At 42.8% G+C, this 23,233-nt stretch carries 14 protein-coding genes; 8 read left to right on the forward strand and 6 right to left on the reverse strand.

The features are described 5' to 3' along the window. Nucleotides 1–215: 215 nt before the first annotated feature. A complete protein-coding gene (locus ACP2AF_RS18000) occupies nucleotides 216–2,018 on the reverse strand; it encodes a glycoside hydrolase family 15 protein (protein WP_425237528.1) in 1,803 nt (600 codons plus the stop codon). Between the two features lie 103 nt (nucleotides 2,019–2,121). Between ACP2AF_RS18000 and ACP2AF_RS18005 the strand changes: the two genes are divergently transcribed. Continuing rightward, entirely contained in the window at nucleotides 2,122–4,335 is a 2,214-nt protein-coding gene (locus ACP2AF_RS18005) for a bifunctional alpha,alpha-trehalose-phosphate synthase (UDP-forming)/trehalose-phosphatase (RefSeq protein WP_425237529.1), read from the forward strand. Nucleotides 4,336–4,494: 159 nt separating this feature from the next. After that, entirely contained in the window at nucleotides 4,495–6,117 is a 1,623-nt protein-coding gene (locus ACP2AF_RS18010) for a M1 family metallopeptidase (RefSeq protein ID WP_425237530.1), read from the forward strand. A gap of 55 nt (nucleotides 6,118–6,172) precedes the next feature. Here the strand turns inward: ACP2AF_RS18010 and ACP2AF_RS18015 are convergent, their stop codons facing one another. Next, nucleotides 6,173–9,586, reverse strand: a complete 3,414-nt coding sequence (locus tag ACP2AF_RS18015; protein ID WP_425237531.1) for a ThuA domain-containing protein — start codon at nucleotides 9,584–9,586, stop codon at nucleotides 6,173–6,175. 122 nt (nucleotides 9,587–9,708) lie between these two features. Between ACP2AF_RS18015 and ACP2AF_RS18020 the strand changes: the two genes are divergently transcribed. From ACP2AF_RS18020 to ACP2AF_RS18030, 3 genes are all read left to right on the forward strand, one after another. Next, nucleotides 9,709–10,293: a YdeI/OmpD-associated family protein gene (locus ACP2AF_RS18020; RefSeq protein WP_425237532.1), complete on the forward strand. Its 585-nt coding sequence runs from the start codon at nucleotides 9,709–9,711 to the stop codon at nucleotides 10,291–10,293. Next, the gene (locus ACP2AF_RS18025) at nucleotides 10,290–11,666 is read left to right on the forward strand and encodes an amidohydrolase family protein (protein ID WP_425237533.1); all 1,377 of its coding nucleotides are present in this window, start codon (nucleotides 10,290–10,292) and stop codon (nucleotides 11,664–11,666) included. The genes ACP2AF_RS18020 and ACP2AF_RS18025 overlap by 4 nt, the downstream gene beginning before the upstream one ends. A gap of 128 nt (nucleotides 11,667–11,794) precedes the next feature. Further along, entirely contained in the window at nucleotides 11,795–12,763 is a 969-nt protein-coding gene (locus tag ACP2AF_RS18030; protein ID WP_425237534.1) for a polysaccharide deacetylase family protein, read from the forward strand. A 132-nt stretch (nucleotides 12,764–12,895) separates the two neighbouring features. Here the strand turns inward: ACP2AF_RS18030 and ACP2AF_RS18035 are convergent, their stop codons facing one another. The 3 genes from ACP2AF_RS18035 to ACP2AF_RS18045 are packed head-to-tail and all read right to left on the reverse strand — an operon-like array spanning nucleotide 12,896 to nucleotide 17,982. Next, nucleotides 12,896–14,023, reverse strand: coding sequence for a Gfo/Idh/MocA family protein (locus ACP2AF_RS18035; protein WP_425237535.1), 1,128 nt, complete (start codon nucleotides 14,021–14,023; stop codon nucleotides 12,896–12,898). A 4-nt stretch (nucleotides 14,024–14,027) separates the two neighbouring features. After that, nucleotides 14,028–14,888, reverse strand: coding sequence for a sugar phosphate isomerase/epimerase family protein (locus ACP2AF_RS18040; RefSeq protein WP_425237536.1), 861 nt, complete (start codon nucleotides 14,886–14,888; stop codon nucleotides 14,028–14,030). A 1-nt stretch (nucleotide 14,889) separates the two neighbouring features. Then, on the reverse strand, nucleotides 14,890–17,982 hold the full coding sequence (locus ACP2AF_RS18045) for a PVC-type heme-binding CxxCH protein (RefSeq protein WP_425237537.1): 3,093 nt from the start codon (nucleotides 17,980–17,982) through the stop codon (nucleotides 14,890–14,892). A 152-nt stretch (nucleotides 17,983–18,134) separates the two neighbouring features. On the opposite strand from ACP2AF_RS18045, the gene ACP2AF_RS18050 reads away from it, so the two are divergent. From ACP2AF_RS18050 to ACP2AF_RS18060, 3 genes are all read left to right on the forward strand, one after another. Next, nucleotides 18,135–19,004: an AraC family transcriptional regulator gene (locus tag ACP2AF_RS18050; RefSeq protein WP_425237538.1), complete on the forward strand. Its 870-nt coding sequence runs from the start codon at nucleotides 18,135–18,137 to the stop codon at nucleotides 19,002–19,004. Nucleotides 19,005–19,020: 16 nt separating this feature from the next. Further along, complete coding sequence (locus tag ACP2AF_RS18055) at nucleotides 19,021–19,371, forward strand: hypothetical protein (RefSeq protein WP_425237539.1); 351 nt, start codon at nucleotides 19,021–19,023, stop codon at nucleotides 19,369–19,371. 199 nt (nucleotides 19,372–19,570) lie between these two features. Next, nucleotides 19,571–22,705, forward strand: a complete 3,135-nt coding sequence (locus tag ACP2AF_RS18060; protein WP_425237540.1) for a DUF1553 domain-containing protein — start codon at nucleotides 19,571–19,573, stop codon at nucleotides 22,703–22,705. 50 nt (nucleotides 22,706–22,755) lie between these two features. Here the strand turns inward: ACP2AF_RS18060 and ACP2AF_RS18065 are convergent, their stop codons facing one another. After that, nucleotides 22,756–23,187, reverse strand: coding sequence for a DinB family protein (locus tag ACP2AF_RS18065; protein WP_425237541.1), 432 nt, complete (start codon nucleotides 23,185–23,187; stop codon nucleotides 22,756–22,758). Nucleotides 23,188–23,233: the final 46 nt, after the last annotated feature.

Below are 23,233 nucleotides of genomic sequence, written 5' to 3' on the forward strand. Positions count from 1 at the left end.
ATTCCGATTTTCCATTTTTTGTCTTCTTTAGTGGAAAACTGATTTTGAACCTATTAAGGTTCTTAACATCAACGCAAGTTGTATTAATTACTGCAAGGACAGGAGGAGGAATAATACCACGTTAACCCATCCAACAGAGTTTTTGCACGAATTCTTTGTAGGTTGAAATACCTTGTTTAGGTATGTGGCAATAACAGGGAAGGTTCACCTTAACCCTACTCTCTCATAGATTCCAAAATACGTTCCTCGGTATTCTTTCTAGAAAAGTTGACTGCACATTCAATCATGGCCAAATGTGAATAGGCTTGGGGGAAATTCCCTAAAAGCCTTTTGGTCTTAAAATCAATGTCTTCGCTAAAGAGACCTAAATGGTTCCCATAAGTTAGGGTCTTTTCAAAAAGGGCTACCGCCTTTTCTTCTTCCCCTATTTTGAAAAGGCTATTGATAAACCAAAAGGTACAAATGGTAAAGGAGGATGAAGGGAGTCCAAAATCATCCTTGTTCTTATAGCGGTACAATAGGCCGTCATTGCTCAATTCCTTTTCAATAGCTTTGACCGTACTTACAAATTTGGGCGATTTGGCATGTATAAATCCATAAGACTCCATAAGCAGTACGGAAGCATCCAAATGTGTGGAACCGTAGGATTGAGTAAATGCGTTTACCTCGTCGTTCCAAGCATTTTCATGGATGTCGTTTTTAATTTCCTGCTCCAATTGTGTCCATTCCTCTAACTTTCGAGTCTTCTTCAATATGCGTGCAACCCTAACAGCCCTATCTATGGCCACCCAGCAGAGGACTTTGGAAAAGGTAAAATGTCGATCTTCGGTGCGCAATTCCCAAATCCCTTTGTCCGGCTCTTTCCAGTGCCTAGAAACAATCCATACAATCCCTTTGGTTATGCCCCACAGCTCTTCACCATTTTCGATGCCCGTACTGAACTTGGCCAATTGCGCATGAATGACATCCATTAAAATTCCGTAGATGTCATTTTGTTTTTGCTCGTACGCGGCATTGCCCACCCGAACAGGTTTGGAGTCTTTGTAACCGCTCAAATGATCCAAGGTTTTTTCCGTCAAGGTTTTCTCCTTGTTGATGCCGTACATGATCTGCAGTTTTTCATCCTTGTCCGGAATCAGGTCGATAATGAACTGAAGATATCTACGCGCTACATTCTTGTGGCCTAGATCGGCCATAACCTTGATGACCATAGAGGCATCCCTGATCCAACAAAAGCGGTAATCCCAATTCCGTACCTCCCCGATCGTCTCGGGCAAAGAGGTTGTGGCAGCCGCAAGTACGGCACCAGTACGGTCATAACTAAGCAACTTCAAAGTTATGGCGCTGCGCATAATCTGTTTGTTGTACTTGTTATAGGTAGGTGTCCTGTTTGTCCAATTAAGCCAATACACCTTGGTACGCTCTAAATCCAAGTAGATTTTTCGGGTGCTGGGCAGTAATATTTTTTCATTATACCCCACCAGAAAATAGCCATTCTGTTTTATTTCCAATTCCCTGCCTTCTACCACCGCATTCTTGTTAAAGGAGGTATAAAGGAAAATGGTGTCGAACTTTTCGGTTTGGGTAAGGCTAACCACAAAGTTTTTTTTCACGTACGTCTTCGTCTCTCCTAGGGCATATTCCAATTTGGGGTCATAGTGCACTCTAAATCTGGGCTTCCCCTTAATATGGCGCACATGTCTTGCTAATTCCGGAGGTGCGTGATAACCACCATTCTCGTTATAATAGCGTGGCATGAAATCATGAATCTCAAAAGTGTTTTCCCCATCGGAAAATCGGGTAATAAGTACTGCCGTGCTTTTTTTATAGCGTTGCTTTATGGCATATTCCTTAGCCACACGTATTTCAAAACTGCCGCCGATTTTGTCGTCCAACAACTTCGCGAAGACCGACGAAGAATCAAATTCGGGCAAACAGCACCAATCAACAGAACCTGTTTTTGAAATTAGGGCAGCACTCCTACAATTTCCTACTATTCCGTAGTCTAAATTATCCATTCAATAAAAATGTTGATGTAATCTGGTTTTGAATTGTTATTGCCATGCAATTTGACGAAATTTAGAAAAATTAAAAGTAAAACACGCTAAAAACATCCATTTCATGGGCAAAACTATCATAATCTCAAATAGACTACCCGTACAATTACAAATTAGCAATGGTGACATTACGGCCATACCAAGTGTTGGAGGGTTGGCCACGGGAATGAAATCTGTACATTCAGGCGGGGATAGCCTTTGGATTGGCTGGAGCGGACTTACCAATGAGGAAATTCCGGAAGAACTTGCCCCTAAAATTGACGAGGCACTTGCGAAACACGGTTCGTCCAAAGTAAAGTTGACCAAAAAAGAAGTAGACGGATTCTATTTCGGTTTTAGCAACCGTACCATCTGGCCTTTATTCCACTATTTTTTGGAATATTCCGAATTTGAACTGGACTACTGGAACGTTTACAAAGATGTGAATCAAAAATTTGCAGATACTATTCTGCAAAATGCAAGTGATGAGGATACCATTTGGATACATGATTATCAATTGATGCTTGTGCCCCAGATGGTAAGAAATGAGCGGCCGGATATATCCATTGGTTTCTTTCTGCATATCCCTTTCCCTTCGTTTGAAATTTTTAGGACATTACCTTGGCGTGAGGAAATTTTAGAGGGGCTTTTAGGTTCCGATCTTATTGGGTTTCATACCTACGACTATGAACGTCATTTTTTGAGCTCGGTCAGAAGGTTGCTTGGATTAGAAGTGAGCTTCAATGATATTTATTTGGACAATCGAATTATTAAGGTCGATTCCTTTCCCATGGGCATCGATTATAAAAAATTCAGCAGCGCGGCCCAAGAACATAGCCAAAAAAAGCCGGAGAGACAATCGGATCTGCAACAACGATTGGACAAGCATAAGAAGTCTACCCCTGATGGGAAGTTTCTTCTATCCATTGACCGTTTGGATTACTCCAAGGGAATTGCCAAACGCCTGAATGCCTTTGAATATTTTTTGAATAAATATCCCCAATACAAAGAAAAGGTCCGTCTTATTATTTTGGCGGTTCCTTCCCGATCTAACGTACCTCAATATCAGCTGCTTAAAAAGGAGGTAGATGAACTGGTTGGCCGTATTAATGGGGAGTTGGCTACAGTGAATTGGACACCGATATGGTACTTTTACCGATCGCTTCCCTTTGATAGTTTAATAGATCTGTATACTTCCTGTGACATCGCTTGGCTTACCCCCTTAAGGGACGGAATGAATCTGGTGGCCAAGGAATATATTGCTACGCGGACCGATCAGACTGGAGTGCTTATCCTCAGTGAAATGGCAGGATCTGCCAATGAAATGAATGAATCTCTTTTGATCAACCCTAACAACTTTGAGCAAATAGCGGACACATTGTATACAGCTATCAATATGCCCAAGGAAGAACAACAAGCCCGAAACAAAGTGCTTCAAAAACGTTTGGAGCGTTACAACGTGGAAAAATGGGCCAACAGTTTTATGAGCTCCTTAAAAGCTCAAAAAAATCGTGATGTCGCAAACATTTCCAAAAGGATGACGGATAATCTACTCAACGGAATTCTAAGCGATTATACGGCCGCGAAAAAACGACTTCTGTTCCTGGACTATGATGGAACCTTGGCGGGATTTCACAACGATCCCCAAAAGGCAAATCCCGATCAGGAGTTGTATCAACTTTTGGATCAGATACATGAGCAGGAAGATACCGAAATGTATTTGGTCAGCGGTCGTGACAAGGAAACTTTTACCCGTTGGTTCCTTCCCAAAAAATACAATATGATTGTGGAGCATGGGGTATGGATTTCCAAAGACGGGGAACCGTTCCGGATGCTCGAAAATGTAAAAAATGATTGGATGGAAAAAATCCGTCCTGTACTGGAGTCTTTTGTAGATCGCACTCCGGGAAGTTTCATAGAAGAAAAAAATTATTCCATGGCCTGGCATTATCGTAAGACCGATCCGGACTTTGGAAATCTTAGGGCTACCGAACTGAATACCGTGCTTACCAGTCTCATAGGCAATGATGACATTAGTGTACTTAACGGGAATAAGGTTATGGAAGTAAAGAGTAGCAATGTGAACAAAGGGAGAGCCACCGTGCGGGTTTTGGGTGAGGATGAATATGATTTTGTCTTTGCCATTGGGGATGATTGGACGGATGAGTTTATGTTTCAAGAACTTCCCAAAAGCACCATTACCGTAAAAGTGGGGCAACAAAAAACACAGGCTCGGTTTTTTGTAGAGAACACTAAAAAAGTACGGGAACTCTTAAGTAGGTTTGCGACTAAAAAGTAGGTTGAAGTCCAAATCTCATAGGCCCAAGTTGTTATGGCACATATTTTGGATTTAAAGCTTCCAAAGGAAATGAAAGAGCGAGTTGGGTATTCACAACGAATGATACAATAAATTCAAATACATTTGGAGCTCTAGTTGCATTAACACTCAAGATATATTATGAAAAATAGACATTTCCAGATATTTATAGTTGCATTGACATCAATGGCGACCTTTGGTCAGACTTTTACCGAACAAGATACGCTGCGTGGCAGTATTACACCTGAGCGAGCTTGGTGGGATCTCAACTATTACCATTTGGATGTAGAAGTACAACCGGACCACAAATATATTTCTGGCAGCAATACCATTCGTTACAAGGTTTTGGAGCCCAAGCAAACCCTACAGGTAGACCTACAACCCCCGCTCCACATTGAAAAAGTGACCCAGGACGGAAAAAAACTAAAAGTAGAATCTAATGGGAATGCCCATTTTGTACAGCTGGAAAAATCCCAGCAACCCGGTGAGTTCAATGAAATTGTCGTGCATTATTCAGGCTATCCCAAAGAAGCGGTCAACGCTCCTTGGGATGGCGGTTTTTCCTGGAAAAAGGATAGTAGGGGCAAGTATTTCGTAGCCACATCCAATCAAGGTCTGGGAGCGAGCGTTTGGTGGCCCAACAAAGACCATATGTACGATGAAGTAGACAGTATGGCCATTAGCATTACCGTACCCAAAAATCTTATGGACGTCTCCAATGGAAGGCTGCTTAAAATTGAGGAAGATGAAAGAACAAAAACCTATCATTGGTTTGTGGGCAACCCCATTAATAATTATGGAGTGAACATAAATATTGCCGATTATAAACATTTTGGAACTACATATCAAGGAGAGGCCGGGCCGTTAACTTTAGATTACTATGTACTACCACAAAACTTCGACAAGGCACAAAAGCAATTCCAACAGGCTCCCCAGATGATGAAAGCTTTTGAGCATTGGTTTGGCCCCTACCCTTTTTATAAGGATGGGTTTAAACTGGTGGAAGTCCCCTATTTGGGCATGGAACATCAGAGTTCGGTCACCTACGGCAATAAATATCAAAACGGGTATTTGGGACAAGATCTTTCGGGGACGGGATGGGGCCTAAAGTTCGATTTTATTATTATTCACGAGGCAGGACACGAATGGTTCGCCAATAATATTACCTATAAGGACATTGCGGACATGTGGATCCATGAGGGCTTTACGGCTTATTCCGAAAACTTGTTCCTGGACTATTATCATGGTAAGAAAGCCGCTGCCGATTACGTAATCGGGACCCGTTCCAACATTAAAAATGACCGTCCCATCATCGGTAAGTACGATGTCAACCATGAAGGTAGTGGTGATATGTACTACAAGGGGGCCAATATGCTGCATACACTCCGACAACTTGTGGAAGATGATGATGTATGGCGGAAAACCCTTCGTGGGCTAAACAGGGACTTTTATCATCAAACGGTCACTACGAAACAAATTGAGGATTATCTAAGTGAGAAAACGGAGAAAGACCTGTCCGCCTTTTTTGATCAATATCTGCGTACCACCATGATTCCAAAATTGGAATATACCATCGAGGGGGATACCATCAAATATAGATATACCGATATTGTTTCGGGCTTTGATATGCCCATTCGAATCTTGGTTGAAGACCAGCCTCATTGGCTTTTCCCAAACCAAGATTGGAAAACGGAAACTTTGGAAGGGGAACTATCGACTTTTAAAATCGACCGGAATTTTTATATAAGGGCTGAAAGAAAATAAAAGGTCTTGGCAAAGCTGGAACTTTACCAAAACCTGTTGTTAGTTTCTCTTGAAATTAAGGTGTTCCACTACCAAAAGTGACATTCATTAAAGCCACAGGTGCGGCGCCTCTGTCTTTACCATTGGGCTTATAGATAAAGTAGATTTCCTCAGCCTTAACATCAACTGCCCCATTGAAGGCAATAGGTACCATTCCACCAGGCTGTCCTGCCACTGGTGCAGGCATACTGCCCTTTCCTAGAAGTTTACCATCCGGAGTGTTTAGACGAAGTTCAAAATCGAGTCCGGCCTTAGGAGGTTCTTGCCATCCAGCCGTTAGGTTGGCGGAACGAACTCCCTTCAAATCAATATCCTCAAGGACAAACCATCCTTCCCCTTCCGGTAAAATGAGCATATCCATACCATTAAAGGCAATGGGTGTAAAACCGTCAGATTTTGTTTTATCGGAAAAAGGAACCGTACTTCCCTGTAAAGCTACCGACTTTACACCGGTAAGGGGAATAGTCCCATCCGCTCCATTGTCGGTATAACTAGCGGTCAAGACCATTACATTCGCCCCTTTTGTGGGTTTGGGGTTTAGCATTCCAGAAGTTGGCAGAGACTGCTCCTCGGCCTCATTTGCTGCCAAGGACATGATGTACTCCGTAATCTGACGGGCCTCGCTTTTTGTAACATTGGGGTGAGCAGGCATAACTACCTCTCCCCAAACACCGCCACCACCGGCAATGATTTTATTCTGCAAATAGGACATGGCATTAGGGTCTTTTAGATATTTCTTTGCCACATCCGTATAATTTGGACCGATGGAAGCTTCGGCTTCCTTATGACAGGTCTTACAGTCCATACCCTGGGTCAATGCCTTACCGGTTACCGCAGCCGAAACTTGTTGGTGCCCCAAAGACATATTAACCTCATCCAAACTTTCCATATAGTCCACCGAGACAAATATATTGGACTCGTCAATCGGGTCTCCATCCGCATCGCTTACGGACACTTCATAGCTTACGGGAACACCTTGAAGGAAAAATGAGGAATTGCCTCCCTTTAAATCGATAGCGACCTCTGGCCTGGAATTTCCAGCCACAACGGAGACTACTTCACTTTGGGCAGATTCCCCTTTGTCATCCTTTACTTCAACCGATACCTTATATTCCCCTGCTTCGGAATAGGTATGGTTTATTTCGGGCTCTTGGGTTTCCTTTTGTTCACCGTTGCCCAAATTCCAGATATAGGTGACCGAATCTTTTTCACGATCACGGGCTTCCACATTGGCCTTTATGCTAAGCGGTAATTTTCCGGATGTATGATCCACAATGAGATTATCGATAAGGGGAGGACGGTTTCCGCCATTGTATTCGATATAGCTCAGCCCAGAATCCTCATTCTGGCGGAACCATCCACTACCATATTCCAACAAATACATTCTACCGTCCGGGCCCATTTCCACGTCGATCAAGTTGTTCACTTCAATATCCGGGGCAAAAGGTTCCATTTTATTGAAAGTGCCGTCCTCAAAAAGTGTAACGGCCTTCATCCAGCCCCGCATCCAATCGTAAATAATTACCTTGCCATCATAATAATCGGGGAGTCCTCCTCCATTGGGATACATATCCGAATAGTAGGTCGGCCCTGCCATGGCGTTTCGGCCACCGGTACCTACCTGGGGAAAGTCATTGGTGTCCACATAGGGATAGAATACATAGGCGGGTTGAGCCGGCGGCAATTCCCTCAAACCAGTATTGTTCCTGGAATCGTTAATAGGCTTTTCGGGATCAAAGGTCATTCCACTATCCCCAGTCTCATAATCATAGTCCACATAGGGTTTGTTGTCCGCAATGAATAATGGCCATCCAAAATTCCCCGCCTCGCGGGCCTGGTTCATTTCATCATACCCTCTATGTCCACGGGTCTCCAGACTATCCGCTCTTGCATCCGGGCCCACATCGCCCCAATACAAATAACCATTCTTCTTATCCACGGAAATCCGGTAGGGGTTCCTATGACCCATGGTATAAATTTCGGGGCGAGTTTTTTCCATCCCGACCGGAAAAAGGTTTCCTTCTGGAATATCATAGCTACCATCTTCGTTAACCTTGATCCGTAAAATTTTCCCACGAAGGTCATTGGTGTTACCTGAAGAGCGACGAGCGTCGTATTGTTTATGCCCCGGAATATCATTTAAAGGCGCATAACCACTATTTACATATTTCACATCCTTTTCATTGAAAGGGGTGGAATTGTCTCCCGTGGAAAGATAGAGCAACCCATTTCCATCGAACGCAATGGATCCGCCGGTATGGCAGCAGATTTCCCGCTGACTTCCCACATCCAATATTTTTTGCTCCGAGGCCAAATCAAAAACCCCATCCTTGTATTTAAATCGGGACAGTCTATTTACTGACTCGTTACCTGTTGGGGCATAGAAAACATAAATCCAGTTATTCGCTGCATAGTTGGGATCTTTTTGTAATCCCATGAGGCCTTCTTCCGCATTTACCCCAGGTGTGTTCAAGGTCTTGTGATATACATCCAACTTTGCTACTTCCTTGAGTTCCTTTGTGGCATCGCTATACACCAATATTTCCCCTCTTCGCTGTCCTATTATCACATCATGGTTTGGAAGGATGGCCATTTCCGTGGGTTCAAAAAACTCCCCTACCGTTAAGGGAACCTTTGAAAAACGATCGATATCCGGTGGTATCTGAGTAGTTGCTTTACTATAATCCAATTGTGAGTTATCGCCAATAGCATATTGGATACCGCCTAAAACATGTTGCAGGAACTTTTCTTCGGAATAACTTTCCTCCGTATGACCGCCCCCAGTGTAGAATGCACGCCCCCCATCAAACTCATGGTGCCAGGCAATGGGGTGAAAATCACCATTAGTGCCCCCTTCATAGGTAGATTCATCCACGGTCATAAGAACATTGACTTCCGGGTTTATTTTTTTGTAATTATACAGTTCGTCCGTTCTACGCCAGATGGAATCCGTAAAATGTTGGGTAGCTATAAAACTCCTGTCCTTAATGATAAAATCGGCCTCTGGTGTCCCAGGCGGGTGACTTTGGAAATGAGCGCCGACCAATTTGTTGTACCAACCCCAATCATACTCGGTATCCGCAGCGGCATGTACGCCAACAAAGCCTCCACCTGCCTGGATGTAACGTTCAAAAGCGGCCTCTTGCTTATGGTCCAGAATATTACCGGTGGTACTTAAAAAAACTATGGCCGAGTATTGCTCCAAGTTTTCATCCGTAAATAAATCGGCATTCTTGGTACTGTCAACGGCAAAGCCGTTTTCCTCGCCCAGTTTTTGAATGGCCGCTATACCCGCAGGAATGGAGGCGTGCTTAAAGCCCATAGTCTTGGAGAATACCAGGACCTTTGGCTCTCCCTTGCGCTTGTTTCCACATCCCATAATCATAAGTCCCGCTAATGCCAGCATGGCCAAAAAAGAAGTTTTCTTCATCTTACTATAATTCGTTTCATTTTTTTATAATTTCTAAAAATAAGGATTACCGTTTCGATTTACCAAATTGATAAAGGATAATGTAGTATTTTTAAGAATAATGCCGCAGTTGGATAAAAATTATGAAAGATATTCAAGAGCACTATTTTAAGAACGATACCGAATGGCGGAATTGGTTGCATGAAAATCACTTAGTCTCAAATGGCATCTATCTGATTTTCTATACCGTGGCCCACGAGAAAGACAGTATGCGATGGGAGGAGGCCGTACGTGTTGCCTTGTGCTATGGTTGGATAGATAGTACCGTTAAAAGTCTGGGAAACGGCAAACGGCGACAGTATTTCTGCCCCAGAAAACCGAAAAGTGTTTGGAGCAAAATCAATAAGGATTACATAGAAGAACTGACCGGTAAGGGATTAATGCATGAGAGTGGTTTAAAAAAAATTGAAGCTGCCAAAAAGGATGGTTCATGGACTGCCCTGGATGATGTGGAAAACGGGATAGTGCCCCAAGATTTGCAAAAAGCCTTTAATAGAAACAAAAAAGCTTTTGAGAATTATCAAAACTTTACCCGGGGACAGCGAAAGAGTTATCTGTATTGGCTAAAACAGGCGAAAAGGGAAGAGACCCGAAAAATACGGATAGCGGAAATCATAAGACTTTGCAGAGCTAATATAAAATCAAGAAATCAAAATTCAAGGTCATGAAGAACATCAACTTCATTCTAGCCGCCCTACTTCTAGCGGCCTGTAATCAAGCACAGCAAACAACAAGTCCAACAGCGATCCTTGTATCGGATGTGAACATCGTAAACCTACGTAATGGCAAAATTTTGGAAAACCAACAAGTGGTCATTGATTCCGGTAAAATTCAAGGGATTTCCGGAAACATTGAAAATGCGGAGAGTTATCAAACCAAAATAGCCGGTAAAGGAAAATTTATGCTGCCGGGATTGGCCGAGATGCATGCCCATATCCCTTCTCCCCCAACCTCCAGCGAACGTACCGAAGATGTGCTTTTTCTCTATCTCTCTAACGGTATCACCACAATCCGTGGTATGTTGGGACATCCCTCCCATTTGGAGCTCCGGGAAAAAGCCAAAACTGGCGTAATAACTAGTCCCAGGATATTTACGTCGAGTCCGTCGTTAAATGGCAATACGGTCACCTCTAGGGAAGAGGCCATTTCCAAGGTTACGGCCTATCAAAAAGCGGGGTACGATTTTCTCAAAATCCATCCAGGTATCCAATTGGAGGTGTTCGATCAAATTGTCCGTACTTCAAATGAGGTAGGAATCCAATTTGCCGGACATGTTCCTGTAGATGTCGGTATCCGACATGCCCTAAAAAGCAAATATGCCTCCATAGACCATGTAGACGGATTTTTGGAAGGATTGGTCCCCGAAACGGCAAATGTCAAACCCGATCAAAACGGTTTTTTTGGTTACAATTTTACTCCTCTGGCCGATACCACCAGGATTGACCAACTGGTAAAGATGTCCAAGGAAAACAAGGTCTGGATCGTACCTACTCAAAGTCTGTTCACAAGATGGTTCGCCCCGACCAATGGTGAAGAACTTTTAGCGCAGCCAGAAATGCGATATATAACCGAAGAGACCTTGGATGAATGGAGAACGCGGAAAGAACAATCAACAGGACCGGACTCGGGATTTGATGCCGATCAATGGAAGCAATTTGATGCGATTCGCAGACAACTGATGAAGAAACTGCAGGATGGCGGCCACGGTATGTTGCTAGGTTCCGATGCTCCGCAATTGTTCAACGTACCCGGGTTCTCCATCCATCATGAAATCGATGCCATGGAAGATGCTGGGCTTACGCCTTTGGAAATTTTGCAATCCGGCACGATAAATCCGGCCATCTATTTTGGGATGGACGATCAATTTGGTGAAATCAAAGAAGGTTTGGACGCCGACGTAATTATCGTTGATGCCAATCCCTTGGAAAACTTGGATGCCTTACAGCAGATTTTCGGGGTAATGCGGCAAGGGAAATGGCATTCCAAAGAAGCTATTGACCAAAGGCTAGGGGAAATTGCGGAAAAAATGCGGAATAACTGAATATATACCTATCGGGTAGAATGCAATTTATTTTCCTTTTCTACCTCAAGTTTTTGAATCAATGATTTTATGCCACCGCCATTCAAAGGTTTAATACTCTTTTAATTACATAAACCCCATTCCTAGCAATGAAGTCGTACACGGCCCTTTTTGTAATTCTTTTGTCCCTGGTATTAAGTTGCAAGGGAAGTCCCGAAAACAAATCAATCGAACCCAATCATGTCCCAAAAGAACTGAATAGACCTAAAGTAAGTTTCACTTTCGACGATGGCATAACGACCGACATTTTGAATTATCCATTTAAGCAGTGGAACCAAATGATCTTATCCTCATTGGATAAGGCGGAAGTGAAATCTGTTTTTTTCGTTACCGGGGCCAACAAGTCCGATCAAAAAGGAAAATATTTGCTCCAGAGCTGGAATGACAAAGGCCATAGTATTGCGAACCATACGTTTAGCCACCCAAGTTTCCATTCGGAAGACCTTTCCATTGATGACTTTGAAAAAGAGCTTTTGGATACGGATGCTATTATATCCGGGTACAGCAACTATCAAAAGCTATTTAGATTCCCGTATCTAAAGGAAGGGGCTACATGGGAGAAAATAGATGGAATCCGAAATGTGCTTTCGAAACATGGTTACAGGAATGGACATGTAACCATAGATGCCTCCGACTGGTATATAAATGGGAGGCTTATTAGAAAAATTAAAAAGTTGGGAATCGATAAGGCCGAAGTATCAAAATTCAGGGAATATTATTTGGAACACATAATGGATAGGGCCAACTTTTACGAAACACTATCCTATGAACTCACCGGCAGAAATATAAACCACACCCTGCTTTTGCACCATAATCTTACTTCTGCCCTCTTCCTAGAGGATTTAATAGCCAGATTCAAGGAGGAAGGCTGGGAAATTATCGATGCCCCGGTAGCTTTCAAGGATAAAATTTTTGAAACACTTCCTTCCCGTGTTCCTGCGGGCGAAAGCCTGATATGGTCCTTAGCCAAGGAATCGGGCGGATATGAAAGTATGCTACGTTATCCTGCCGAGGACGGTAGGTATGAGGAATCAAAAATGGATAGTTTGGGGCTTTGATCTTATTAAAGCAAATGTATGCCAAGTAGCTTGTGCCCATCTTTTATACAATACATGGTCAAAAGCAAAGAAATCCTAAGCTAACCCATTCTGGCAGAGATTTTATTTTCGCTACCTTTTTGAAGTGATATTCTAAGATAAAGTGAATTCTGGTAGTTTAATTATCTCGCCGCCTTTTAAGGCCGATTCATGGGCCAATATCCCAACACAGGTTATATTTGCCGACTGTTTTGCATTGGGGTAAGGTGATTTATTCTCTAGCAAGGCATGTATAAATTCATGTACCAGATGCGGGTGTGAGCCACCATGTCCGGCACCTTGAGTAAAGGAAAGGTGCTGATGCTCATCCGAGTCATACACTCCTTGGGTGGTAAAGTGCTGTATTTCCGGCGGTAGCAATTTTGCGAAATCGGGACTCTCGATCTCTTCAGGTATTTCCGGTTCCGGTCTTTTCGCTGTGTGCACTACCAATGGCTTCCCCTCGATCAAAGGCCATTCAACGGACTTCTTGGAACCATATACTTCAAAACTTTCCCTATACTGGCGGGCCACATCGAACAATGAGCGATATACTTGTGCACTTAAATCGGAATTTCTAAACTTGATATGTGTAGTCTCCACTGCAAAAGGTGAGTTGTAATGTGCTATCAACTCTTCCCGGATCGTCCCCGAACCAAAACACGAAACGTATTCTGCCTCTCCCCTTGTAAGTGCCAAAACAGGTCCGACACAATGGGTTGCATAATGCATAGGCGGCAACCCGGGCCAATAATTGGGCCACCCGTCCATATCCTGTTGATGGCTTGCCTTTAAGAATTGTATCTTACCCAATTGCCCCTGCTCATAGAGTTCCTTCATATATAGAAACTCGCGCGCATATACCACCGTTTCCATCATCATATAAGTCAACCCCTTTTTTTGGGTCAGCTCTACAATTTCCATACACTCTTCAACAGTGGTGGCCATGGGTACCGTGCAGGCTACATGTTTTCCGGCTTTCAGGGCTTTTATGGATTGTAAACCGTGATCGGGAATAGGAGTATTGATATGTACGGCGTCGATTTCCATATCCAACAACAGATCATCGTAGGAAGTATATCTTTTTTTGATACCAAAGGTATCTCCCAATTCGTTCAACTTGGTTTCGTTGCGTTGGCAAATGGCCACCAGGTTTGCATTAGGGTGTTTTTGATAGATGGGGATGAACTCTGCCCCAAATCCTAGACCTATGATTGCTATGTTTACTTTTTTGGCATTCATAATTTTAAGAATTAAATATTTTTTTTAAAAATTGAAGGCCTTCTGATGCAAATTCGTCCTGATTGGCCGCTAAATTTTTCCAAATGCAGACAGCAGCTGCCAATTCCTTTATTTCAGGTGTAAAACTTTCTATTACAATGGCTCCTTCATAATCGATATCGACGAGGGCCATTTTAAAATCGTTCCAAGGTGTCAGACCGGTACCCGGAACTCCCCTGTGATTTTCGGAAACCTGCACATGGATCAGCCTATCACCTACCCTTTTTATGGCTTCTTTGATATTCTTTTCCTCGATGGTCATATGAAATCCATCCAACAACACTTTTGCATTGTTTTGATTGATATCCTTTATCAAATGCATTATATCCTCAGCGGTATTTATTAAATCGGATTCAAAACGATTCAGAGGTTCGAGTGCAATGGAAAGTCCATAACCATTAGCAATAGTGCATACCTTGTCGAGATTGGTCACTGCCCTCTCCCATTCAATTTTTCGCTGTTCCTTGGATATGTGTCTTGCCTTACCGACCGCTGCGTACATGGGGCCCGCCAAAAAATCCGTCTCCCATTGATTGCATAATCGAAAACACTTTTCTATGTACCTGAAGCAATTTTCATGAACACCAACGTCTTCATGGGTAAAATCCTTGGTCGGGCCAAAGACACCGCAAACAATTGCCTCCAATCCATTTGCCAGTAATGCCTCTTTCACCAAAACTCCATCTATTAATTCAGGGTCTTCCACTGGAATTTCTACCATATCAAAACCCATGGCCTTGATCTTTGGAAAAAGGGCCACAGATTCAGTTGTAAAAGGTGATTGCCATAGCCAGGTGCTTACACCATATCGAATTTTATTTATCATATTATTTGCTTGCCACAACTTTCATAACACCTTGCATAATCCGCCAATGTCCCGGAAATGTACAGATATATGGATAATTTCCTGGTTTGGTCGGAGCCATAAAGTGTAAGACCACTTTTTCTTCTGGATCCACGATGGCCGTTGCAAAAAGTACTTCGGGCATTTCAGGAATATAGTTTTTCTCCGCTCCGGAAGGGTGTGTCGCCAATTGGTCTGCTGCCTTCCCAACTTTTTCCTTATTCCCGGATTGAACAATGACCAAATTGTGTTGCATAAAATCAGTATTCTCAAAAATAAGCTCGACTGGTTTACCGGCTTCGACTACAAACTCGGTAATATCGAACTTCATTTCATTTTTTATGGTTCCAATAGTGATTTGAGTAGCTTTACTCAATGTATCTTCCGAAGTATTTCCTATTTTTTTGACCTTGTCAACATAGGTCTTTGCAAAAGTTTCCGCTAGCTCATCCCCCTTCAAAACTATTTTTTTCTGCTCATCAAGATTTTCCGAAGGGTTTTGAAAACCCGGATTATCGCTAAGATAGGCCGCTATAAAGCCCGAGGCATGTTTTGATGCCGCAACATATAAAGCTTCAGACAACCATTTGTCCTTCATAATAATTTCCTCCTGACTTAGCTCATAGAGCTTTCGTCCAATTTCTTCGGATGGGCTTCTTTCGGAAAAATAAAGTAGAGCGGCCATTTGAACCCCTGGATCTTTATCCCGTAAAACCATATACATCAACGAAGCCTCATCGACTTGTTCGCCTTTGGAAAGTATCTGAATTGCAGCCTTCCTAACTGCCGCCGCAGGATGTTCCAAAGCTCCCTGTACCACGGAAATAGCTTCTTGATCTGATTCCTTCACACCCAAACCTTGAATTGTCCATAGCGCATGTAACGCCCCATGGTTAAAGCCCTCCGAATCGACGCTGGTACTCTTTACCAATTTGTACAAATGGGGCAGAATATCCGTACTCCCGTTTTCGACCAACAGCCGTTGTGCGGTGAGCCGCCAGAACATATTGTCGCTAGAAAGGGCTTCCTTCAATTCCTCTAAATCATCCCCGTTCAAGGTTACGGGTTCTTTCTTTTTTCCTGTTTTGGAAACTACCCTCCATATACGTCCCCTTGACTTATCGCGCAGTGGGTTGACGTAGGCATTGCCTTTTCCATTTTCGGCATCGTATCCGCCCCTATCCACTTTTGGTGTTGGATTGTGCTGCACTATGAAATTGTACCAATCCGCCACCCAAACGACCCCGTCCGGACCAACTTTTGCTTCAACGGGAGATACCCATTCATCTGAGCTGGCAAACAAATTACCTCCATCCTCTTCGCTATATCCGGCACCGTCATTTTTAATTTTAGCAATATGTACCAACCCGCCTGTTGGTTCACAGACAAAGGCAACTTTATTCCAATAGGCCTCTGGATAATCACGTGCCGTGTAAAAATGATGTCCCGCAGCGGCTGTAAATCCACCAAAAACATCTACTTGCCTAACATTAGGGGTTATGGCTTGTATAGCATAGTGACCGTCTATTTTTGTACTTCCATGAATAGTAATTCCTTCTACATCCTTAAACAATTCATTGGGGATGCCCATGAATACGCTATGAGTATTATTGGCTGTTGAAGCGAAAATAGAGTTATCCTCCGTAATTCCCAATCCCCATGTATTGTTGCTTGTAGAGGTCAAAAATTCAAAATCTTTTAGGGAATGGCCAAAACGATAGATTCCTTGCCCAAATTCGTAATCTTCCCCAAAAATGGAGCCCTTGAACCCTGAATATCCTACAGCCCCATAAATCCTATTATCAATACCGTTTTGTAGGTTGGAAGGTCCTGCATGTGTATCGAAGGTGCCCCAACCATCAATTATAATTTCCCTTACGTCCGCCTTATCATCTCCATTTGTGTCCTTTAAGAACAAAAAATTAGGGGCTTGGGAAACAATTATACCGCCATTGGAAAAGGTAAAACTTGTGGGAATATTCAATTTGTCAGCAAAGATCGTGATCTTATCAGATTTTCCATCGCCATCAGTATCTTCCAAGATTTTTATTTTATCGTCGCCCAGTCCCTTATCGTCTCTAACCGTATTGGGATAATCGACCGTTTCAATGACCCAAAGCCTACCCCTTTCGTCCCAGTTCATAGCTATGGGGTTAATGATATCGGGTTCGGAGGCGAAGAGTTCAAGCCCAAACCCAGCGGGTACCTGAATCAACTTCATGGATTCTTCCGGAGATAATGGCATTTGATATTTGGGAACGGGATCGCGTTTTTCATAGTTAGGGATATTTGCCATTTCTTTATAGGTCAATTTTGGAATATCCTTTGAGAATTCTGCCCAATTTTTCTTGACGTTGGCATTTACGGACCATAGAATACCAGCTTTAATCAAATTTTGAAAACCAGGAGAATTCCATGTTCTTTCGTCATGGCCATAGGCGGTGTAAAAAACCTTTCCTTTACCATGCTCCTTTACCCAGGTCCACGGTTCATGGTGGTCTCCCTCCACTCTCTCCATTAAAACGGTAATGTCATCCACAATCTTATCATGCACATAAGTTTCGTCCCATGTTGAAAATTCATTTACCGATTGCATCGCCGGATGTGCCTTATCCTTTATGACGGCTGTAAAGGTTCCCGTTTTATGCTCTTTGAATTGGGCGCCGACCAAATTGATATACGCCTTCGAATTTTTAAAACAGAAACTAGCGGAATGTATGGGGATAAAGGCACGGCCCTTGGCCACAAACTCAAGAAGCGCATTTTCTTGGGATGGCGTTATACTTTCATGATTGGCATAAACAATCAGCCCATCGAACAGGTCCAAATTTTGCGGGTTAAGGTCGTCCACATTTTCGGTATACGTAATATTGATACCACTCTGCGTTAAGGCCGAGGCCAAAATCGGCATGTAGGCCCGGGAATTATGGTGTTCATGATTATGGCCAAGAAAAAGGATCTCGATCCTTCTAGGTGAATCGTCCGCTACTTTTTTCTTTGAAGAAGAATTACACCCAAAAAAGAAAAGTGTCAGTAGAAGAAATCGAAAAAGCCGTACAATAGAAGTAGTGACCATGGCCTAGATATTTTTATTCCAATTTTACCCATAAATCCATAAAAAAAAGAACCGTCTAATATCTCATCTTGACTGTATTATATCATATAATTGGTTTTATATCAAATTATCAGATAAATTAGTGGTTTATATGATAAAAAATCATCATCTATTTGAGGTCTGCTTTACAAAAATCACCGATTCCCCATACACATACCTTTGTGGCCAAAGTGTTAAAGGATCCTGTCTTTGATCCTAGCTGGCATTTTCATTCCGAGTATCAGCTTTTTGCTGTTCTAAAAGGAAGGGGCACCCGCTTTATAGGTGATAATATAAAACCCTTTAAAGAGGGTGATTTCACCTTTACCGGCCCCAATTTACCCCATCTATGGCGCAGTGAACATGAAGGTCCCCAGAAAGAGGGTTCCACTTGGTGCGAAGGTATCGTAGTGTACTTTCATTCGGGCTTTATTGGCGAAAACCTTTTACAAAAAGAGGAGGGCATTAAGTTAAGGCAACTCTTTAAAAAAAGCTTGCGTGGAATAGAGGTAAGTGGAAAAACGGCGGAAGTATCCAGAAAAATGCTTTTGAACCTTTTGACCCTGGATGGTTTTGATGGTGTTCTTGAACTGTTGAAACTACTCAATTGCATTGCCAACACTGATGAAATAGAGTTATTGGCGAGTCCGGGTTATACAAATTCCTTAAAGGAAGGTGATACCGAACGTATGAACAAGGTGTACGCGCACGTAATGAAACATTTCAAACGAAAGATAGCCGTATCCGAGCTAGCCGAACTGACCAATATGACACCTACGTCTTTCAGTAGGTATTTTAGGGTACACGCCAACAAGACATTTTCCGAGTTTATTAGTGAAATCCGCATCGGCCATGCCTGTAAGCTATTGATCGAAAAAAAAATGAACGCTTCCCAAGCTTGTTATGAAAGTGGGTTTCATACCTTATCCAATTTTAACAGACAGTTCAAGGCGATTACAAAAAGAACTCCTCTAGCCTATAAGAAAGAATATCTGGTTAAGTAAATCAATTACGGGCTATATGAAACTATTGCGGGCTTTACGTTTTAATTCGGACAGTGGACAAGAAATGTATTATTATTTTGAAAGTGTGGGGGTTAAAAACATTGTGCTTTGTGGGATGCATACCAATATGTGCATTTTGGGCCCAACCTTTGGTATTCGTGGCCAGGTAAAACTGGGACGTAATGTTGTCCTAGTACGGCACCTTACCAACGCCATGTACCACTCTGAGATGCCGCCATACGTATTCCATAATGCCGGCACGGCACTTGTAATCCGACATATTGAGAAGTACTGGCACCGAGTATTGAATGGAAAGACCTTTTTGATTAAGGATTTTATCCATTGTGCCAACTCCATCCATCGATAGAACTCCGTGGGTAGTTTATATTTGACCTTCTGAGCTTCCATAAACAATCCGAAACTTGACGACCTCAAAACAATTAACTAAAAATGCCCTATTTTTATAAGTGAACACTAGCATACAAAAAATGCGCCTTCGGCCTATACTTTTGGGGTTTCTTCTTATATTCTCAGCATGTTCGTCGGATATCCCAAGCGAAGTGGAAGTGGCATACACGGAACTTCCCGAGACCGTTGATTTCAATTTTCACGTAAAGCCCATACTTTCGGACCGTTGCTTTGCCTGCCACGGACCCGATGCAAATACCCGAAAGGCCGAATTGCGTTTAGACCTGGAGGAAGAAGCTTTTAGGAAATTGGGCAGTGGCAACCGGGCCTTTGTTTCTGGAAAACCAGGGAAAAGCGAAACCATTGTTCGTATTCTAAGCAATGATCCAGAATTCATGATGCCTCCACCGGAATCCCATCTCTCGTTGACGGCCAAAGAAAAAGCAATACTGTTTAAATGGGTGGAACAAGGAGCCGAATGGAAATCCCATTGGGCCTTTGACAAGCCGAAAAAACCTGATATACCTCAATCTACACCAACAGATTGGACAACTCATAATGAAATTGATTTGTTTGTTCAAAGTCGACTAAAACAAAACGGTTTTCAACCATCCCCCGCGGCGGACAAAGAACGCTTATTGAGAAGGGTGTCCGTTGATTTGACCGGATTGCCCCCTACCATTGCACAAATCGATTCTTTTCTGAAAGATGAAAGTCCCGAGGCATATGAAAAGGTAGTGGACCAATTGCTACTGACCGAAGCCCACGCCGAACGTTTAGCACTGGATTGGATGGATTTAGCCCGTTATGCGGATTCCCATGGAAAACATGCCGACGGATGGCGTATGATGTGGCCTTGGCGCGATTGGGTCATTAAAGCGTTTAAGGAAAACATGCCTTATGACCAATTTGTTACCTGGCAGCTCGCGGGCGACCTTTTACCCAGTGCTTCCCAAGAACAAAAATTGGCAACGGCATTTAATCGCAATCATCCGATAACCAGCGAGGGGGGTGCAATTGATGAGGAAAATCGCCTAGGTCATGTATGGGATAGAACGGAAACGGTGGGAACGGCATTTATGGGTCTAACCGTGGCCTGTGCACGATGCCATGATCATAAGTTCGACCCGATTTCGCAAAAAGACTATTTTCAGATGACCGCTTTTTTTGACAACATCAAAGAATTGGGTGTATCCGGTAATGATGTGAATTCTGGCCCTATGCTGCCCCTTATGGACACTGAAACGGAACAAACCCTGAAAAAACTAAAGACCAATATTATCAATGAGGAAGAAGTTCTATTAGCTACCAAAAAAGAACTGAGTGACCACAACAGTTTCACAAAACCATTGCCCAAAAGTTTTCAGGAAAATGGGCAAATTGGGCATTATAGGTTCAACAAAGTCTCCCAGAAAACCAATGCAAAAGGAAGGTTCATCATAGACGATAATCCTAAAGTTACCATTAAGGCAAAACCAGTCTTTATCGAAGGAAAGAAAGACAAAGCTTTTCAGTTTACCGGGGAATACGATGAAGTCTACATTGATGATGCCCGAAATTTTGAATGGACCGATCAATTTTCAACTAGCCTATGGATCAATACCTCCAAACGGGAGGCTGGAAAAACCCAAACCTTAGTAGGTACGGTGGGAGGTAAAAATAGCCTTTGGCGGGGATGGGATTTTTTTCTGGACAGTCTCAACCACTTAAATGCCAGATTAGTGAGTTCATTGCCCCACAACTACGTACATGTTAGATCGAAAGATTCAATACGAAAGCATAGATGGCACCATGTTGCCCTTAGCTATAATGGTTCGGGGAAGGCCGAGGGACTGAAACTATTTATAGACGGTCAAGAAGAATTGGTGGATGTTCCTTATGATCGCCTTTACAAAAGCATAAAAACGATTAAGGACAAGGAGCATACCTTATACACCCGTTCTATTAAAGTAGCTCAGAATTATAGTTTTTCAACAGGAGAGAATGGGCTTTTTCAAGGGAAGATCGACGATATTCGATTATATGACAGAGCCGTTACCCCTTTGGAGGTCAAATACATTTATAATCAAGATATGGGGTCGCCCATAAAAACAAATGAACCTGCAACGGACTACTGGCTTAACCAATCCGAGAAAGTAAAAACTGCTGAGCGGAGTCTTAAAAAGCTTAGAAATGAATGGTTGTCAATAATGAAAACCGTTCCAGAGGTCATGGTCATGGAGGAAATGCCAACAAAAAGACCTACTTATGCCTATAACCGTGGGGACTATGAACAGCCCACTTATCAAGTAGCTGCCGCTGTTCCTGAAGTGCTACCAGATTTTCCTGAAGGGTATCCTAAAAATAGGTTAGGATTGGCCCAATGGCTATTTTCAAAAGAAAATCCCCTCACGGCCAGAGTAGCGGTAAACAGATACTGGCAAATGCTTTTTGGTAAAGGACTCGTTAGTACCCCTGAGGATTTTGGGGTGCAAGGGGCTTTACCTTCCCATCCACAATTATTGGATTGGTTATCCCTATTTTTTGTTGAAAGTGGTTGGGACGTAAAAAAACTTTTAAAGACCATGGTCATGTCCCACACCTATCGACAATCCTCTTTTAAGACTCCTGAAATGATGGAAAAAGACCCGAACAACGAATACTTGGCCCGTAGTAACAGCTACCGTATGCCGGCCGAAATCATTCGTGACAATGCGTTGGTCGCTAGCGGGCTTTTGGTAAATCATGTTGGTGGGGAGAGTGTACGCCCCTACCAGCCCGGAAATCTGTGGATAGAGAAGAGTAATTTCTCCCATAAACTGTTGCGTTATAAGGAATCCACAGGTGATAGTCTTTACAGAAGGGGACTGTACACTTTTATAAGACGCTCCTCCCCGCACCCGGCCATGTTAGCTTTTGATGCTCCCTCTCGGGATATTTGTACGGTAAAAAGGGAAAATACGAACACTCCATTACAGGCTTTAGTGCTGTTAAACGACATACAGTTTGTAGAGGCATCCAAAGTTTTGGCCGAACGAATGCAAAAGGAAGGTGGGAATTCCTTGGACGAACAATTGGTTTACGGGTTTAGATTGGCAATAAGCCGATACCCAAAACAGGAAGAAACTGCAGTCTTAAAGGATTTGTTCAAAACCCAGTCCAAACGGTTTGAATTGAATCCTAACGAAGCTAAAGAGCTTTTGACCGTAGGAAAAAAACAAATTGATAAGTCTCTTGACCCCAATAAGACAGCCGCATTGACCATGGTTGCAAACACCATATTGAACCATAATGAAACCTATATGAAAAGGTGAGCCTACCGACCCAAAAGAAATGTGGTACACAAACTGAACCATTGGATTTTCTAAACCTTAAATTGCCCCAAATGATGATTAAGATGATAGATGGCCAAGCCCGTCCAACGCTTGTGGGTTAGTTTTCCAAAATAGGGATGTATAGCAAAATTATAGTCTTCTGGAAGTCTGGAAAATTCTAGGATGAAGTCCTTCAAGATCAGCTTGTCTTTTCCAAATTCAGTCGGTTTTGTTCCATTTCCCTCAACTTGTCCAAAACCTTTTGGTGCAGGTGCGGTCTTTCCTAATCTGGCCAACGATTTGATTTCCTCCGGATCTACCTTGCCATACTCCTCGGCTAGCTTTATGCCCTTTGCCATTCGGAAAAAATCAGCGCAATGGCAGACCATTTGATGTACGTTCATTTTCCCGAACAATGGTTTTTGATCCAAGGTCAATTTATCGATTCTTTGAAAAAAATGTAAGAGCTGTTCTTCGTTCAATTTTTATTGAATACGGTTTATGATACTACCAAAAATAGGGGTATCA

It is taken from the genome of Ulvibacterium sp. (assembly GCF_965248315.1).
GTDB lineage: Bacteria > Bacteroidota > Bacteroidia > Flavobacteriales > Flavobacteriaceae > Ulvibacterium.